Genomic DNA, 13878 nt, shown 5'->3' with positions numbered 1-13878 from the left:
GCCCGTTTCAATAGACCGCCTTATCAAATAGTATGTCAGCAAGCCTTCTGATCCTTTCAGCTTCAATATTCTCTTCATCAAACTTCATCGGCTTGGAATTGATCTCATAAATAACATAGCGTCCATTGCCGTCATAGCCTGCGTCCATGGAGAATTCCCCGAACCATCCCATTTCGCGGGACAGGGAGTTACCAGCCAATTGGACTGCCTTCTTAATGAATTCATCATGTGCTGGTGTGCGGTAATCATTATAAGGGATCAGCCTGCCACCATTGGGGATATGAGTCGTTATATCTTCCACTGCAGCCTGCCGGATGCCTATGCCTGTCACCTCATACTTGCCTGCCTGGCCATGTGCGAGTATCCGGAAATCATTCCGCTGCCCGTCCGCTGTGGCAGCATAAACGGCCTCTTGTGCAATAAATGCCTGTTCCTCAAAGACAGATCTCCAATCTTCCCAAAAATGTCCGAAGTCAGAATGCCGGGTCTGTCCGTTCAAGTCCTTCGCCAGGACCATTCCGTCATGATCCATTCCGGCTCTTATAATCCCCTTTCCCTTAAAGCTGCTGTTTGGCTTAATATAAATATCATTATGCTTCATAAGGAATGACTCCAGCTCCCGGCCGCTGCCAATAAGGATGGTATCCGGCAAAAAGCCTGTTAATCCAGGTTCTTGTTTTAATTTTGAATAGCATTGGAATTTTTCTAGAAAACATGGATTAAAGAAAGGGATCTTCTTAGCCTGGAAAAAGGCAGCAGCTTTGCGGAAGCTCTTGGTCTGTTCACTTTTTCTGAAAGGGATGCGGTTGTAGATGATATCAGGAAGGGGGGCAGACACAAGGGACCATGCATCCTGGCCAGGCAGGTAGACGATTCCTTCGGCTCCATCACCTGATATATCTTCCGGTGCAAATACAACTGAGATGCCGCCGCGTGACAGCATCTCTCTTTGTATGTCCTTGAATAGCCGGCTGTTGCCTGCCAGTGTGCTTTCCGATTTTCTGCTGGCAAGGATCCCGGCAATGGGCCCGCCTGATTCCGGCCTCTTCAGCTGGAAGGCGGTTCTTTCTCCTCCTTCAGGGGAGCTTAGCCACCGTTTAAGTTCCTGGCTTAACGGGGCTGTCATTTAAAGATTTCCTCAGGGCGGGATATCGCCTGTTCTGTTAAAAACACGGCAAAATCAAGGGACATTTTTCTTGTTAAATAATCAAATTCCTTCAGCTCCGGATGCTTGAAGATACTCCTGCCCGGCTTGGAGTTGGCTTCAAACAGCCACACATTCCCTTTTCGGTCAATTCCGAGATCAAAGCCGATTTCGGCAATAATTCCTTCAAGCTGCGTCTCAAGCACCCTGCTGAGTCCCAGAGCAGCCTTTGACAGCTTTTCTGTAAACTCCTGCTCCATCATGCGGCTTGTGCAGACCTCAGAAAGGGTTTTAATTTCCCCGCCGTTTTTGACATGTGTCGTTACACTGCCAAGACCCGCCACTTTTGCGGCAATGGCTGTTACCTTCCACTCTCCGCTTTCATCTTTATTTGTATGGACACGGAAATCGATCGAGCGCTGCTCATGCCGAAGCAGATGGATGCCCTGCTGGACAATCATGCTGTTCAGATTGCTGCGCCGGAAAACATGGTGCATGAGCGATTCCAGGGTATGGAATTTTCTCAGCCTGTTTACGTCTTCATTGTCCCGGTAACGGCAATAATAAAAGCCTTCCTCCCGGTCATAGATCACCTGGCGGATCCCGAGGCCAAGGCTTCCGTTTGCCGGTTTGATATAGACATGGCCATAGTCGCCCAGCATCCGTTCAATCACAGAAAAGGAAGAGAAGGCATGGGTTTCCGGCAGATAGGGAACTGCCGCTTCCTCCTGCTGAAGCCGCTCGAATACGTCAAGCTTATTGAAAAAGCCGGGGTTATACCAGGGGATCAGGTAGTCCTTTTGCAGCCGGTCTTTGATTCGCTTCAGTTCTGCCAGCCTTTCGGATTTCCTGTTGGGCAGCCGGTCATACACGACATTTGGGAAAGGAAGCTCAACAGTTGCCCATCCTTCTTTATGATAGATATGGCCTTTGATTGTGCCTGCATCCCAGTCGATATGCTGCTCGCCAAATAAGAACGGCAATGCGCCGACGGCTTTATTGACGGAAAGGAGCTTGGAAAAAAATATTGTCCTTTCTCCGATCGGCCTGAGCGGAAAGGGGGTGAACCCTGATGTGAATATGCCGACCAGCGGTCCAATGAAAAGTGTCTCTCCTTCTGAAAATAAATGCAGCGGGATGCCGAGATCGGGCAGCTTCAATTTGGCTGCGAGATCGCTGCTGATGCTTACAATATATTTATCGCCGGGAGTCGGGAGAAATGCTGCCTCCTCTGTGCAGGCGCCGAAGGCAATTTTTTCAAGGGACTGTTGTTCAATCACCTCACGCGGGCACCAGACTGTATTCTCTCTTCCTTCCTTGATTTCAATGGGATACTGTTTTCTCACTGTTTTTCCTCCTCTCAGCCTGCCCGGCAGATGTTAAAAGCTTTCCATATAAAAGCGGGGCTCTGTACAGGGCTTCTTTTTTATCTGGATCTGTTTCGAGGATGACCTTCCGGCCCGGCTTGGAATTGACATCGAGGATCCAGATGGCCCCATCCCTGGCGATTCCAATATCCAAACCAATTTCAAAAAGGGGAGGGAGAGCATGCTCAAGGATTTCAGGCAGCGCTTTGGATATCTCGCTCAATTCTGCGCGCAGAAAGCGGCTTGAACTGACGCTGCTGTTTTCCAGCCATGTCTCAAAAGAGGAGACTGCTGATCCTGCACTCAAATTGGAGATGATTCCATTTTCCCTCCCGACCCTTACACCCCTGCCCATTTCACGCCACTTTCCAGCTTCATTTTTCTGCAGAAGGATCCTGATATCAAACGGCTGATTGTCCTCGTTTGAGAGCGGCAGATAGGGCTGAAGCAGATAGCTGTTTCCGGACAGAAGCTGTCCAAGCCACACGGCAGCCTTCTTCTGATCAGCGAATAGGCGGGAAATCTGCTTTTCTGGTGTATCGGTTTTGACGAGAAGGCCATCCTTCTGCATCTCAAGATAATAAATGCCCGCTCCCTGCGAACCATTGGCAGGCTTTAAGATCATTGGGCTGACCAGGGATGATGGCTGAAGGACCTGGCCGGCGGACTGGGCATGTATGCTTTTGGGGATATATGGGGCCAGCGTCGACTGGGCAAGGATTTTGTACAGTTCCAATTTATTGGGCAGCCCGTGGCCAAGAAACAGGATATCACTGCGGTTTTTTAAGTAATGGACGATTGAACGGCATTGCCGGGAATGCGGATCATTTCCGTAAAAGCACCGGTCATACAGCACATCCGGCAGGGGAAAAGATGCTGTTTCCCAGTCTTCTTTATCAGGGTCGTATTTTTCGCCAGAAATGAGCTCTGTTCTCGGATCGATCGCTGAGGGGATAAAACGGAAGCATTCGATCCCGCAGCTCCGGGCCCTTTTGGCAATTTCGGTTGCATAAGCTTTTTCGCTTGTTGAGCGAAGGGACATGAATCCCAATGAGCGCATCTTTTTTCCTCCTCAGCTTTTGGCTGCCTGAAAGGACAGCCAAATAAAATATTCTATAAGTGCCTTGGCTGAAGGCCTGATTCTTTGGTCGGCTTCCTCGAAATTCTTGGAGGGCTTGGAATTGGCTTCAATGATCCAAAGCTTTCCTTGCCGGTCAATGCCAAGATCCATGCCAAGCTCCCCTACAATCCCTTCTGAAGCATTACTGATGATCCCTGCCGCTTCAACAGCTAATTCCTTCATTAATGCTGCCTGCTGAACGGCAGTGGCCTTGTCTGCTATAAGGGTAAGGGCTTTGACCGGTTTCATTGTTTCTCCGCCCCGGGCAATATTGCTGACGAATTGCTGCTCAGCGGAAATCCTTGCAACCGCAGAAGTGGCACGCCAGCTGTTCTGCGGGCCTTTATGGCATAAAACACGAAAATCCAGCTGCCTCCCATTCAGGCTCGCCAGCTGGATCGGTTCCTGGACCAGATACACCCTCGTCCTGAGCTGGGGTTCAAACCATTTGAAGAAAGCAGCACAGTCTGGAAAGGATTTTCCTGCATCTTTCGCGCCGGCAGAAGAGAACGATGCAGATAGCTTATTCTCAGCCAGGGAGAGCCGGACAATGTTTCTGCCCTGGCTCCCGTTCACCGGCTTGATAAAAACTTCATGATAGCGGCTGAGCATATTTTCCAGTGTCCGGGCGCCAAGCAGGCGGGTCTCGGGGAGATATGGCTTCATATGCTCCTCCCCGGCGAGGATATCATAGACCAGATCTTTTGAAAGAAAGCAGTCATTGAACATCGGGATGCCCAGCTCCTGCAATTTATATTTAAAATTCCCGAAATACTTGCCGGACTCAAGCTTCCGGGAATGGATTCGATTATAAATCACTGTGGGGAAGGGGACCTGCTCCTTCACCCAGCGGCCATCCCGCCAGCAATAGCCGGAAAGGCCGCTTTCTCGAAAGTCTTTTATATGAAACACATAAAATATGCCGCCAAATTCCTCTATTCCAGCCTGCAGTTCTCCGCAAAAGGAATGGACAGACCGGAAGCTGACTTCTTCATGGTCTTCACTGGGCTCTGTCATCAGGCCGATGATGGGGCCGGCGGCAAGCCGTCTGTCCCCTCCGGCATACTGGACAATCAGGCGGATGTCTTCTTCCGCAAGCTGAAAATAACTGAACAGCCCTGAATCCATATGAATCTCATCTTTTGGAATGGAAGCAGGCTCTATTGCAACCAGGCGTTCCTTTTTGCCTATTTTTAAAGTTAGATCCCGGTCCGCATCAAGGCTCCAGTAATGATAAAGGGAATGGCTGACTTTAATCACGTCTTTATCCTGAAACATTTTCCCAGGAACAAACGTAATAGTAAGAAAAGACAAAGACATGGAAATTCCCCATTTATAAAATTTTAAAAGCGCCGGCATCCAACATTCCCGCAGGCATCCCGCCCGCTTCGGATTTGTAAAAAACCGGGGAATTAGCCTATTATAAGGAGTAGGCCTGTTTTTGGATTTCTGATTCGGGAATGGCGGGCTGGTTTATGGTATGATGAATGTTGTTTTAGGCGGCTGCTGATAGGCTATCATATGTAAAATGGGCAGAGATGTGATTATTGCGGCCATTTTCAATACATCTTAAAACGTGAAGGAAGGCAGTTGAATACAAACTTATGCAAACTGGATTAACGATATTATTGATGGTCGTCATAGGGGCTGTGATAGGAGGACTTACCAATTCACTTGCCATCATGATGCTTTTTAGGCCCTACAAGCCGCTGTATCTTGGTAAACGCCAAATCCCCTTTACCCCTGGATTGATTCCCAAACGCAGAAGCGAACTCGCAGAGCAGATGGGCAAAATAGTTGTAAACCACTTGCTGACGCCAGAGAGCATCAAGAGGAAATTCGTTAATGGCGATTTCCAGAAAGAAGCTGAAAATCTGGCGAAGAAGGAAATTGCCCGTCTTTTGAATACAGAGAAAACGCCTGCTGAGCTCCTTGGCAAGCTCGGTTTTGAAGATGGCAAAGCGAAGGCAGAAGAGCAGCTTGATGCTTTCATTGAAAAGAAATACGAAACGCTGATGGATAAATACCGCCATAAGCCCATAAAAGAGGTATTGGCCCCTGAGCTCCTAGCCAAGGCGGAATCCCGCATCCCTGTTATCAGTGACTATATAGCACAGAAGGGTGAAGATTATTTTTCAAGCATTGAAGGAAAAATGAGAATCCAGCGTCTTGTTGATGATTTTGTCAAGGGACGGAGCGGGGTGCTTGGAAATATGCTTCAAATGGTTATGGGCAATGTCAATCTTGCTGACAAAATCCAGCCTGAAATCATTAAGTTCCTAAGAAGTGAAGGCACAAAGGATATGATTGCAGCCCTTCTTCAAAAAGAATGGATGAAGGTGCTTGACTGGGAAGCGGCAAGAATCGAAGAACAGTTCGAACGGAAAAATATCATAAAATCGATCAAGCTGTATGTGCGCAAAATCATCAAAGCAGATGATCTGATGGATACCCCGCTCAGCAAGCTGGCAGAGCCTTTCACAGAGACGCTTGTCGAGAAAGCTGTGCCGGGATTGGTAGGCATGGCCGGAGAGTGGCTTTCAAACAGGATGGACATCATTATGGAAAGGCTGCACCTTGCAGACATCATCAAGCAGCAGGTCGAAAGCTTCTCTGTGGAAAGGCTGGAGGAGATGGTGCTGTCCATCAGCCGGAGAGAGCTGAAGATGATCACTTACCTTGGGGCGCTCCTTGGCGGAATAATCGGTCTCCTGCAGGGCTTCCTGGTTTTATTCATCTGAGGACTATAAAGTGGCTTCCTCGCATTCTGATTTATAGTTTGTTATAGTGGAGTGGATTGTTCAAACCGAAAAGGAGTTGTTAGGCAAAATGGCAGTAAACTTACACGATTCAGCGTATGAACTTGAGAAAGCAATTCGTCAGAGCGATGAATATACGAATTTGAAAAAAATTTATGATGAAGTCAATTCTGATGAATCTGCAAGAACCATGTTCGAAAACTTCCGCAACATCCAAATGGAGCTTCAGCAGAAACAGATGTCCGGCCAGGAAATCTCTCAGGAAGAAGTGGAGCAGGCCCAAAAAACGGTAGCACTCGTGCAGCAGCATGAAACCATTTCTAAACTGATGGAAGCAGAACAGCGCATGAGCATGGCCATCACTGAACTTAACCAAATCATCATGAAGCCTTTGGAAGAGCTTTACGGCTCAATGGAAAACAACTAGGCTGATATTCAAAGGGGCGCCCATGGCGCTCCTTTTTCAATAGATAAGAAAGTCTATCTTTTCAATTTCTGATAACTGTCTAGCAGCTGCGCCTACCCCCTCGAGGTCACAAGCCAATCCCGCTAAGAAGGCAAAAAACGCCTTTTCGGCAGGATCGTCTTGAGGCCCCCCAGGTTGGGGGTCATGCGGACGTGGCGACAGGACGTGGCGTTTGGCTGAGTCGCAAATATGTTGAGAAACTCGCAAATAAAATCGGAAAGTCGCAAATAAACCGGAAAAGCCGCAAATAAGAGCAGCGGACCGGTTTTTGAAGAGTTGCTAATAAAAGCTGAAAGTTGCTAATATACTGGAAAAGTTGCTAATAAAATGAAAAACTTGCTAATAAAAGCTGGAAGTTGCTAATAAAATGAAAAACTTGCTAATAAACCCAAAATGAAGCTGCGAATGAACACGTAAGGCTGCACATCAACCAAAAAACCCGCAAATAAACGCCCGAATTCCTTCTGCAAACACAAAAACAGGACCTCCAGCCGGGGGTCCTGTTCAGTATCACATAGAAATGTTCACTTCTGATGGCATTTCTTCTTTGTCTGCTGATTTTTTCCATGAAGGATATAATAAATACCAGTCCGATCAGCGCAAAGGGATTTTGCTCATGCTCATCATATCAATATCAGCACTTTGGAATCTGTTTTTCAACAATTAAATTTTACCGGCGAGCGGCGTTTATATCTCCCTCAGCATCGGATACATTATAAATAGAGGAAAACGATAGGAGGGATGACAAGATGAAGAAGGCTATTTTCCTGGACAGGGATGGTGTATTGAATGAGGTTCTTTCCCACCGGGTTAAGTTTGTCAACAAACCGGAGCAGCTGTATTTGCTCGAGGGGGCTGCCGAGGCGGTGGCTTTATTCAATGAAGCAGGCTATGAAGTATTCGGTGTGACCAACCAGGGCGGCGTCGGGCTGGGATTCATGAAGGAAAAAGATCTCCATAGAGTCCATGAACGGCTCCAGAAGCTTGTCAGGGAAAAGGGCGGCCATATTACAGAAGTCGCTTATTGCCCGCATAAACCAAAGGCAGGCTGTGAGTGCCGGAAGCCGAATGCGGGGATGATACTGGAGCTGGCGGAAAGATATGATATCAATCTGTCAGAAAGCTATATGGTGGGAGACCATGAGCGTGATATCGAAGCAGGGATCAAGGCCGGGTGCAAAACGGCTTTCATCGGTCCTGGCCCGACCAAAGCAGATATCCAGGCAGATACTTTATGGGAGGCAGCAAAGCCGATTCTTGAAATGCAGTAGAAAAGCCGCTTAGGGGCAAGCGGCTTTTTACATTTTATCTTCTTGTGCCGCCAAGCTGCTGTTCAGCCATCTGCACAAGACGCTTGGTGATTTCTCCGCCGACAGAGCCGTTTGCTCTTGAAGTTGTTTCTGCTCCAAGGTTTACTCCGAACTCAGACGCGATTTCCTGTTTCATTTGCTGAACAGCTGCTTCAAAACCTGGTACAAGTAATTGATTGGAATTATTGCTTCTTGCCATGTTGAGTCATCTCCTTGGTGTAATTTTATTGTTTGGAACATTTATAGTTTAAGTTCTTGCAAAGCAATTATTCATAGAGGTGACTGGTAATTAATGGCTTTAAAGGGCGGGGTGTTTCCTGCTATACTTTTCTTAACTGATATTTGTGGATTTAGGGAGGAGCTGCCATTATGTCTAAAAGAGTAATCCTGGCCGGGGGAAGCGGTTTTCTTGGGGAAAGCCTGACTAATTTTCTGCTTGGGCGCGGCTATGAAGTCACCGTTCTTTCCAGGGGAAAAGAAGGCTTTAAGGACGGGGCGGAATTTATCCGCTGGGATGGGAAAAATATGGATGCACGCTGGGTGGACCGGATTGACGGAAGCTGTGCAGTTGTTAATTTTACCGGAAAGAGCGTCAACTGCATTTATACTGAAAAAAATAAACGGGAGATCATTGAGTCCAGGCTTGATTCTGTGAGAGTGCTGAAGGAAGCTGTATTGAAAGCAGAACAGCCTCCGCCGGTGTTCGTGCAGGCGGGTTCACTGGCCATTTTTGGGGATACCGAGGAAGTATGTGATGAAGAGTCGCCTCTTGCTGATGGTTTTTCGCCGGAAGTGTGCAAGCTTTGGGAAGGTGAGTTTTTCTCGGGGGACAGGCTTCCCCATACAAGGCAGGTTCTCTTGAGGATCGGGTTTGCGCTTGGCAGGGATGGAGGCGCACTGGAACCATTGGTAAAGCTTGCCCGGATGGGACTTGGAGGCACGATCGGCTCCGGGAGGCAGTATATCAGCTGGCTTCATATAGACGATTTGAACTCTATGTTTCTAAATGCGATCGAAGACCCGGAGTACAGCGGAGTGTATAATGCCACAGGGCCGCATCCAGTGAGAAATAAAGAGTTCATGCAAACTCTCCGCAAGGTTCTGAACAAAGGCTGGTCGCCCCCTGCTCCGTCTCCTTTCGTAAAGGCCGGCGCCTATCTCTTTATGCGGGCAGAGCCTGAACTCGCCCTGACCGGAAGGAATTGTGTGCCGAAACGGCTGCTGGACAAGGGATTTGCCTTTCAATATACCGATCTGGAAAAAGCACTCCGAGACCTGGTTTAACCAAGGAATCCCGCTTTGAGGGGCTGGACATTTCTTTCCCTGGCCCTGTTCTATTCCTGCTCTCCTTTTCATAAAAGTGAATAAGGACAGAATTACATCGAGAATAGGGGGCAATGGGATGATATATAAGCTTCTTGCTTTAAACATAGAGGGCACGCTGCTTCAGTCCAATGGGAAACTGCACAGATCAACAAGGGAAGCGATTGATTATGTACAGCAGAAAGGAATTTATGTCACGCTCGTTACGTCAAGAAGTTTTCCTTCTGCAAAAAAAGTGGCAAAAGCACTGAAGATCAATTCTTATCTGGTAACGCACAGGGGTGCATTCATCGGCAATACTGTCAAAATGCCGATCTTTTCAAAAAAACTGCCGGAAACGATTACGTATGAGATTGTCAGGCTGCTTGAAGGATTCCCTTGCCAGATCAGGCTGCTGCATGAGCAGTTCTCACTCGCGAATAAAACAAAGCTCAACCATAATATACTTGCGAAAACCGTATTCACGGCCGGGGATCCCATCTTTTATTCACAGCAGTTTGTTGAATCGGTCAGTGATATCCTTCTTGATGATCCGGCTTCGGTTCCGAAAATCGAGGTGTTCTTTGAATCCAAGAAGGATCTTGAAGACGCTCAAAAGGCAATCTCAAATATGTATTCTGAGGCTGACACCGTCAGGCTGAGCGACCAGAGGCTCGATATCGTCCCTGCAGGGATTTCCAAGCTGAGCGGCCTGCTCCATATCGGCAACCAGCTTGGGGTGGACTTAAGCGAAATGGTCGTCATCGGCGACGGAATCGACGATGTGGACATGGTAAAGGCAGCAGGCCTCGGCGTTGCCATGGGCAATGCCCCGGCAGAATTGAAGCTTGCGGCCGACTGGCTGACCAGATCCAATAATGAAAACGGGGTCGCCTATATGGTAAAAGAACACTTCCGCAAACAGCACCCTATCGAATTCCTCAAAAAAATGAATCTGCTGAAATGAAAGAGGGTGACAGGCACCTATACCAGTGAAGGCTGCTGGTATAGGTGCCTGTCACTATTTGAACCTGTTGACCTCCCCTCCCCCTTTTTGTACACTTATGGGAGGTTTTTGTTTTTATGTTGAGATTCTTTTAGTACACAAAAAAAAAGGTGATGAATGTGCGTATTTATATAGAAGGGCTGGATCATGAGAGATTTGACCGCCCAATGGGCAATATAGCAAACCTCTTTTTCGAAGAATGTGAAGTGAGCAGGAAGCCGGTTGGGGATGAGGACCTCCATATTGCGTTTAAAGTGGAAGTTGATGAAATGGTGAAAGTACGGGCCGTCCTGAGTGACCGAAGCGGAAATAGCGAAGAAGCTTCCTATGAGAAAGAGCTTGAGGGATGGAGTACGGAAAAAGAGTATTTCAGACAGCTGATCAAGGCTGTTTCCCGCGTGTATTTGATGGTGCTCCAGGATTATACCGGCATCACACAGAAGTGGGGAATTCTCACAGGTGTACGGCCCACCAAGCTCCTGCACCGCCATGTCCAGAAGGGGACACCTCTGGCGGAAGCCCATCGCCAGCTGAAAGAGGAGTATCTGATCACCGATGAAAAGATCGAGCTGATGCAGAAGATCGTGGACCGCCAGCTGGCCGTCATCCCTGACTTATATGAGCTGAAGAAGGAAGTAAGCATCTATATCGGCATTCCTTTCTGCCCAACGAAATGTGCATATTGCACGTTCCCGGCATATGCGATCAATGGCCGCCAGGGCTCTGTCGATTCTTTCCTGGGCGGGCTCCATTATGAAATGCGCGAGGTCGGCAAATGGCTGAAGGAAAACGGGATCAAGATTACGACCGTATACTACGGCGGAGGAACACCAACAAGCATTACTGCCGAGGAAATGGATATGCTTTATGAGGAAATGTACGAATCCTTCCCGGATGTAAAAGATATCAGGGAAATCACGGTGGAAGCAGGCCGACCGGATACGATTACCCCTGAAAAGCTTGAGGTTCTGAAAAAGTGGAACATCGACCGTATCAGCATCAATCCTCAGTCTTACATCCAGGAAACGCTTAAAGCGATCGGCCGCCATCATACCGTAGAAGAGACGATTGATAAGTTCCACCTGGCCCGCGGCATGGGCATGAACAATATCAATATGGACCTGATCATCGGCCTTCCAGGCGAAGAAGTCCCTGAGTTCCAGCACACACTGGATGAAACAGAAAAGCTGATGCCGGAGTCCTTGACGGTCCATACGCTTTCATTTAAAAGGGCGTCTGAAATGACCCGGAATAAACAGCGGTATAAAGTAGCAGACAGAGATGAAATCGTGCGGATGATGGATCTTGCAGAAGAATGGACAGAAAAGCATGACTATGCGCCGTATTATCTGTACCGTCAGAAAAACATCCTTGGCAATCTTGAAAATGTCGGCTATGCCCTGAAAAATCAGGAAAGCCTTTATAATATCATGATCATGGAAGAGCAGCAGACGATCATCGGTCTTGGCTGCGGGGCATCAAGCAAATTTGTGCACCCTGTGACAGGCACGATCTCCCAGCTCGCTAATCCAAAGGATCCAAAATCCTATAATGACAGCTTTAAGCATTATACCGAAGAGAAAATCAAGATTCTTGAAGATTTGTTCAGCAGGGAGCAAGCCTGAGCTGGACACTGAATGGCAGGTGCCCCGGCTCCTGTCATTTGTTTGTTCTCCTGGATTATATGCCTTTGAACTTGCGGCATATTTGTGAAAAAGAGAGGGAAAGCATATAATGGAAAAAGGCGATTCTCTTCTGAGAGTCGTTTTTTATTGGCTGCGCCAAGCGCCGTTCCAATTGACACAATCTATACACAAAGCAAGCCTGGGCAAGGCTTATTCTTGATTTGAATTATAGTAAAATAAGCATATGGCGCCAGATCATCGATCCGTTTGAGGAGTGAATATAATGAAGACAGCAGTGGTAATCGGCGGAGGCATCACCGGGCTTTCTGCCATGTATTATCTGCAAAAGCTGAAGCGGGAAAAGAACCTGCCGCTTAACCTGATACTCGCAGAAAAAGGCGGGGAACTGGGAGGCAAGATTGCGACTGTAAAAAGAGGCGAATATATCATGGAAACAGGGGCGGATTCGGTTGTTGCCCGAAATGAAAGCATCCTCCGGTTGCTGGACGAGCTGAAGCTGCATGAAGAAGTGGTCTACAATGCAACCGGCACATCCTATCTATATTCGAAAAACCGGCTGGTGAAAATCCCCGAAGACACTGTTTTCGGCATCCCGACAAGTGTGCAGTCATTATTCAGCAGCCCGCTGATTTCCTTTAAAGGAAAAGTGCGTGCCCTGAAGGACCTTGTCAGCAAAAATAAGGAATTCACAAAGGACAGCTCAATCGGCCTTTTCCTTGAAAGCTTTCTGGGCAGGGAGCTGGTCGAATACCAGGTTTCTCCTGTTCTGTCAGGCGTCTATTCAGGGAAGCTGAACGAGCTGACGATGGCCACGACGCTTCCTTACCTGCTTGAATATAAAAATAAATACGGCAGCATTATCCGCGGGCTGTCCGAAAATAAAAAGAAGTTTCAATCCTCCGGCAGCAAGAAGTTCATTTCCTTTAAAGGCGGACTATCTGCCCTCATCGACAGGCTGGAGGAAGCATTGACAGAAGCTGAAATTCTTAAAGGGGCGGCGGTCGAAAAAATAGAGAAACATGGCGGGCAATACACGATTGCTTTTTCCAACAGGGAAAGCATTACCGCAGACTATGTGATCCTGAGCACTCCCCATGATGCAGCCGAAAAGCTGCTTCGGGATGACCGCTTGGATCCTGCATTTGCCGAGCTGAAGAACTCTTCTCTCACAAGCATCTATCTTGGTTTCGATATCCCTGACAGCGAGCTGCCCGCAGATGGCACAGGCTTCATTGTTTCTGAAGGAAGCGATCTTAAGTGCAATGCCTGCACATGGACGAGCCGAAAGTGGAGTCACACTTCAGAGAGGCACCAGCTTCTGCTCCGGCTTTTCTACAAAAGCTCCAATCCAAATTATGCATACCTGAACGGGCTGGACAGGGACGGGTTTGTAAAAGAAGCATTGAATGATGTGAAAAAGAGCCTCGGTATTTCTGCACAGCCTGCCATGGTGGAAGTGACACGCTGGAATAATCTAATGCCGAACTATTCGCTCAAGCATGGGGAAGCTGTGGAATCGCTCACTGACAGCCTGACAGAACATTATCCTAATGTCCTAATCGCCGGCTGTTCTTATTATGGTGTAGGCATTGCTGCCTGCATCGCCAACGGCCAGAAAACCGCTGAAATGATTGCGGAAAAAATATAGTAAGAGAGAGGCGGCTTTCCATAAGGAGGCCGCCTGAATTTTAGTGTTAGATGACAGAAATTTCTGATAAAATAAAGGAGATTCAGGAAGTATAGAGAATGTTATAGGCA

At 47.8% G+C, this 13878-nt stretch carries 12 protein-coding genes; 7 read left to right on the top strand and 5 right to left on the bottom strand.

Annotated features, from left to right (window positions below):
- Positions 1-7: 7 nt before the first annotated feature.
- From RBB45_RS07720 to RBB45_RS07705, 4 genes are read right to left on the bottom strand one after another with little or no spacing between them, the layout of a single operon-like run.
- Entirely contained in the window at positions 8-1126 is a 1119-nt protein-coding gene (locus RBB45_RS07720; protein WP_306009388.1) for a YheC/YheD family protein, read from the bottom strand.
- A complete protein-coding gene (locus RBB45_RS07715; RefSeq protein ID WP_253616507.1) occupies positions 1123-2490 on the bottom strand; it encodes a YheC/YheD family endospore coat-associated protein in 1368 nt (455 codons plus the stop codon). Before RBB45_RS07715 ends, RBB45_RS07720 begins: the two co-directional genes overlap by 4 nt.
- Complete coding sequence (locus tag RBB45_RS07710) at positions 2468-3571, bottom strand: YheC/YheD family endospore coat-associated protein (protein ID WP_101551000.1); 1104 nt, start codon at positions 3569-3571, stop codon at positions 2468-2470. Before RBB45_RS07710 ends, RBB45_RS07715 begins: the two co-directional genes overlap by 23 nt.
- Before the next feature lie 12 nt (positions 3572-3583).
- On the bottom strand, positions 3584-4951 hold the full coding sequence (locus RBB45_RS07705; protein ID WP_306009387.1) for a YheC/YheD family endospore coat-associated protein: 1368 nt from the start codon (positions 4949-4951) through the stop codon (positions 3584-3586).
- 284 nt (positions 4952-5235) lie between these two features.
- Here RBB45_RS07705 and RBB45_RS07700 point away from each other — a divergent pair, with 284 nt between their 5' ends.
- The 3 genes from RBB45_RS07700 (at position 5236) to RBB45_RS07690 (ending at position 8127) form a co-directional block, all read left to right on the top strand.
- The gene (locus tag RBB45_RS07700; protein WP_035403132.1) at positions 5236-6372 is read left to right on the top strand and encodes a DUF445 domain-containing protein; all 1137 of its coding nucleotides are present in this window, start codon (positions 5236-5238) and stop codon (positions 6370-6372) included.
- Positions 6373-6460: 88 nt separating this feature from the next.
- Complete coding sequence (locus RBB45_RS07695; protein ID WP_009795160.1) at positions 6461-6817, top strand: YlbF/YmcA family competence regulator; 357 nt, start codon at positions 6461-6463, stop codon at positions 6815-6817.
- Positions 6818-7605: 788 nt separating this feature from the next.
- The gene (locus RBB45_RS07690; protein ID WP_009795162.1) at positions 7606-8127 is read left to right on the top strand and encodes a D-glycero-alpha-D-manno-heptose-1,7-bisphosphate 7-phosphatase; all 522 of its coding nucleotides are present in this window, start codon (positions 7606-7608) and stop codon (positions 8125-8127) included.
- 34 nt (positions 8128-8161) lie between these two features.
- Here RBB45_RS07690 and RBB45_RS07685 read toward each other — a convergent pair whose 3' ends face one another.
- A complete protein-coding gene (locus tag RBB45_RS07685; protein ID WP_009795163.1) occupies positions 8162-8365 on the bottom strand; it encodes an alpha/beta-type small acid-soluble spore protein in 204 nt (67 codons plus the stop codon).
- A gap of 170 nt (positions 8366-8535) precedes the next feature.
- On the opposite strand from RBB45_RS07685, the gene RBB45_RS07680 reads away from it, so the two are divergent.
- The 4 genes from RBB45_RS07680 to RBB45_RS07665 all read left to right on the top strand — a co-directional run bounded on the left by RBB45_RS07680 (position 8536) and on the right by RBB45_RS07665 (position 13768).
- Complete coding sequence (locus tag RBB45_RS07680; protein WP_224949921.1) at positions 8536-9450, top strand: TIGR01777 family oxidoreductase; 915 nt, start codon at positions 8536-8538, stop codon at positions 9448-9450.
- A 118-nt stretch (positions 9451-9568) separates the two neighbouring features.
- Complete coding sequence (locus RBB45_RS07675) at positions 9569-10435, top strand: Cof-type HAD-IIB family hydrolase (RefSeq protein WP_101550994.1); 867 nt, start codon at positions 9569-9571, stop codon at positions 10433-10435.
- 158 nt (positions 10436-10593) lie between these two features.
- Positions 10594-12099 (top strand): coproporphyrinogen III oxidase, encoded by a 1506-nt coding sequence (locus RBB45_RS07670; protein ID WP_022543559.1) that lies wholly within the window; start codon positions 10594-10596, stop codon positions 12097-12099.
- A gap of 283 nt (positions 12100-12382) precedes the next feature.
- Positions 12383-13768: a protoporphyrinogen oxidase gene (locus RBB45_RS07665; protein WP_306009386.1), complete on the top strand. Its 1386-nt coding sequence runs from the start codon at positions 12383-12385 to the stop codon at positions 13766-13768.
- The last annotated feature ends 110 nt before the right edge of the window (positions 13769-13878 follow it).

It is taken from the genome of Bacillus sp. MMSF_3328, assembly GCF_030733525.1.
Lineage (GTDB): Bacteria > Bacillota > Bacilli > Bacillales > Cytobacillaceae > Bacillus_AB > Bacillus_AB infantis.
The sequence above is the reverse complement of the archived record's forward strand: the minus strand, read 5'-3'. Positions and strand labels throughout refer to the sequence as shown.

Bases quoted from the DNA above. Each gene is read 5' to 3' on its own strand.
- RBB45_RS07720 (WP_306009388.1), bottom strand. From the start codon at position 1,126: ATGACAGCCCCGTTAAGCCAGGAACTTAAACGGTGGCTAAGCTCCCCT.
- RBB45_RS07710 (WP_101551000.1), bottom strand. From the start codon at position 3,571: ATGCGCTCATTGGGATTCATGTCCCTTCGCTCAACAAGCGAAAAAGCT.
- RBB45_RS07705 (WP_306009387.1), bottom strand. From the start codon at position 4,951: ATGTCTTTGTCTTTTCTTACTATTACGTTTGTTCCTGGGAAAATGTTT.
- RBB45_RS07700 (WP_035403132.1), top strand. From the start codon at position 5,236: ATGCAAACTGGATTAACGATATTATTGATGGTCGTCATAGGGGCTGTG.
- RBB45_RS07695 (WP_009795160.1), top strand. From the start codon at position 6,461: ATGGCAGTAAACTTACACGATTCAGCGTATGAACTTGAGAAAGCAATT.
- RBB45_RS07690 (WP_009795162.1), top strand. From the start codon at position 7,606: ATGAAGAAGGCTATTTTCCTGGACAGGGATGGTGTATTGAATGAGGTT.
- RBB45_RS07685 (WP_009795163.1), bottom strand. From the start codon at position 8,365: ATGGCAAGAAGCAATAATTCCAATCAATTACTTGTACCAGGTTTTGAA.
- RBB45_RS07680 (WP_224949921.1), top strand. From the start codon at position 8,536: ATGTCTAAAAGAGTAATCCTGGCCGGGGGAAGCGGTTTTCTTGGGGAA.
- RBB45_RS07675 (WP_101550994.1), top strand. From the start codon at position 9,569: ATGATATATAAGCTTCTTGCTTTAAACATAGAGGGCACGCTGCTTCAG.
- RBB45_RS07665 (WP_306009386.1), top strand. From the start codon at position 12,383: ATGAAGACAGCAGTGGTAATCGGCGGAGGCATCACCGGGCTTTCTGCC.